This window comes from Ilumatobacter sp., assembly GCF_041688325.1.
GTDB lineage: Bacteria > Actinomycetota > Acidimicrobiia > Acidimicrobiales > Ilumatobacteraceae > Ilumatobacter_A.
The window spans coordinates 1-1982 of sequence record NZ_JBDNIJ010000179.1 but is presented as its reverse complement, the minus strand read 5'-3'; the positions used below and the strand labels follow the sequence as shown (position 1 = coordinate 1982).

Sequence of the window (1982 nt, the reverse complement as noted above, 5' to 3'; positions counted from 1 at the left end):
GTGTCCTTCACCTTCAAGACGACCGGTCTCGATCCCACCGGCAAACGCACAAGAAATGGCAACGTCGAAGCAGGGTCAGGATTCCGGGCGATGACAAACTCCACACCCCAACCGTAGATCAGCAAGCTTCGTTCGGGACGGCCAAGTGACGCCGATTGACGCGCGAGAACAGATCGTCACGCCGCTTCAGCAACGACGCCGGGTTTACGGCGCTCACGATATGAGTGGTGTGCCATCAGCCGAGACCGATCGGAATGCATGATATGTCGGTTCTTGAGCGGGTCGTTTCACCGTTCGAAATGTTGTTCTGATCGGAGATCCCACGCCTCCGCCAAAAGGGCACGGAGCGTGAATTCACGCCCCGGCCCCTTGAGCGCCGTTCATTGCCTCACGGATCAAGGCTGTACAGGATGTCTTGGAGCTGGTCGGATGTAGGAAGGTCGCCATCGGCGGACGAACGTTCGGCGACGATCTCGAAGGTCCAGCCACTGTTGCTGTCCAGCTGACCGTGAATCGAGAGTTCTGTGGAATCGAGGATCGTGATCGGAACACGGTCATGGTCTTCAGGCTGTAGCGGATCTCCGGAGCCCATCCTGATCTCGATTGATCGACCGTCGACCGTGGACCCCACCGTGATCGTCGTTGACGAATCTGGCTGGACGTCAGCGGATGTGATCACATAGCCAAGCGCGCCGAGGGGTCCTTCGCCGGTGAGGTTTCCAATCCGATAATTGATCTGCTCGCCCACCGACGGTTCGCCCGGCTCGACTTGCTGCTCGACGGGTCCGTCGATCGTCGGAGGCGTGCTCGCCGTGGCGGGATCGCTTTGTTCTGGGGCAGCCGAGGTCAATGGTCCAGGGAGCGGTTCGTTTGCTGCCGAAACCGGGATCTCTGATGGTTGGGAGGCTGTCGAGGAAGGAGTCGCTCGGTTGTTCGAGACGACGGCGAAGCCGGCCATGCCGACCACGATCGCAGCGGCCGCACCGAGAACAGCAACGCGTCGGCGCAGTTGCGGCTCGGTTCGGTCAGAGCGGTCGACGAGTTGAAGCTGCACGCCGAGATCATCGGATGTTGACGTCAACCGTGACGTTGCTGGGGCGTTGTTCTCCTCGGCGATAAGGTTCCAGACTCGTTCGTTCGTGGCGGGGTCGAGCTGTTCGTCGTTCGGACGGAGACGGCTGAAGTCTTTGAGTTCGTTCATGAGGATGCTCCTGAAGTCGTGGGGTCCGGTTGGGTCTTGGCCTCGAGGGTGGACCGGAGTTGTTGTCTGATTCTGTGGAGCCGTGTGCGAACGGTGCCTGGCTCGATGTGGAGTACGTCGCCGATCTGTCGGCTGTTCATGTGCTCCCAGCCGGAGAGGATCAGTAGGTCGCGATCCTCCGGATCCAGTTCGGACACCGCTGCGAGAAGCAATGCGGCGTGTGTCTCGGCGTCAACCCGGTTCGCAGTGCCGTCGTCGACTCCGACGAGCGGGTCTGCGCCCATCCTCGAGGCGAGATCGGATCGCTTCAGCGTGCGCAGCCGCTGTTGCTCATCGCGCCAGTGTCGACGGACGAGGTTCGTGGCGATTCCGAAGAGCCACCCTCGTTCGTTTCCGGGGCCTGATTCGAACGTTGCGTACGACTCGATCGCGGATCGGAATGTGTCGGCGAGAAGGTCCTCGGCTCGCTGCCTTCCGACCCGTCGAGCAAGATATGCAAACAGATCACCGGAGTGGTCTCGGTACATCTTGTTCATGACGTTCGGGTCGACGACTGCCACGGATCCAGTCTCCGTGTGTCTTGTCACTGTGTCCACACCATGTACGTGCCGCTACTCGTTCAGGTGTTACGAGAATCAACTGTCAAGGGCCAATTCGATCTGCCCACTGGCGGACAGTAGAACTGCCCGTTGGCGGCCATCAGTTTTGCCCACTGGTGGCCATTGGGGTTGCCCGGTGTTTAGTTGGTCAGTGGCATCACCCCTTGGCCGCCGGTTGCTTG

At 60.4% G+C, this 1982-nt stretch carries 2 protein-coding genes; both read right to left on the bottom strand.

Features of this window, described 5'->3' with window-relative positions:
* Positions 1-388: 388 nt before the first annotated feature.
* A complete protein-coding gene (locus ACH2EI_RS11175) occupies positions 389-1201 on the bottom strand; it encodes a hypothetical protein (RefSeq protein WP_395160044.1) in 813 nt (270 codons plus the stop codon).
* Positions 1198-1761 (bottom strand): RNA polymerase sigma factor, encoded by a 564-nt coding sequence (locus tag ACH2EI_RS11170; protein WP_395160042.1) that lies wholly within the window; start codon positions 1759-1761, stop codon positions 1198-1200. The genes ACH2EI_RS11175 and ACH2EI_RS11170 overlap by 4 nt, the downstream gene beginning before the upstream one ends.
* Positions 1762-1982: the final 221 nt, after the last annotated feature.

What these genes read in the sequence shown, in the direction of transcription:
- ACH2EI_RS11175 (WP_395160044.1), bottom strand. Translation starts at nt 1,201, where the DNA reads ATGAACGAACTCAAAGACTTCAGCCGTCTCCGTCCGAACGACGAACAG.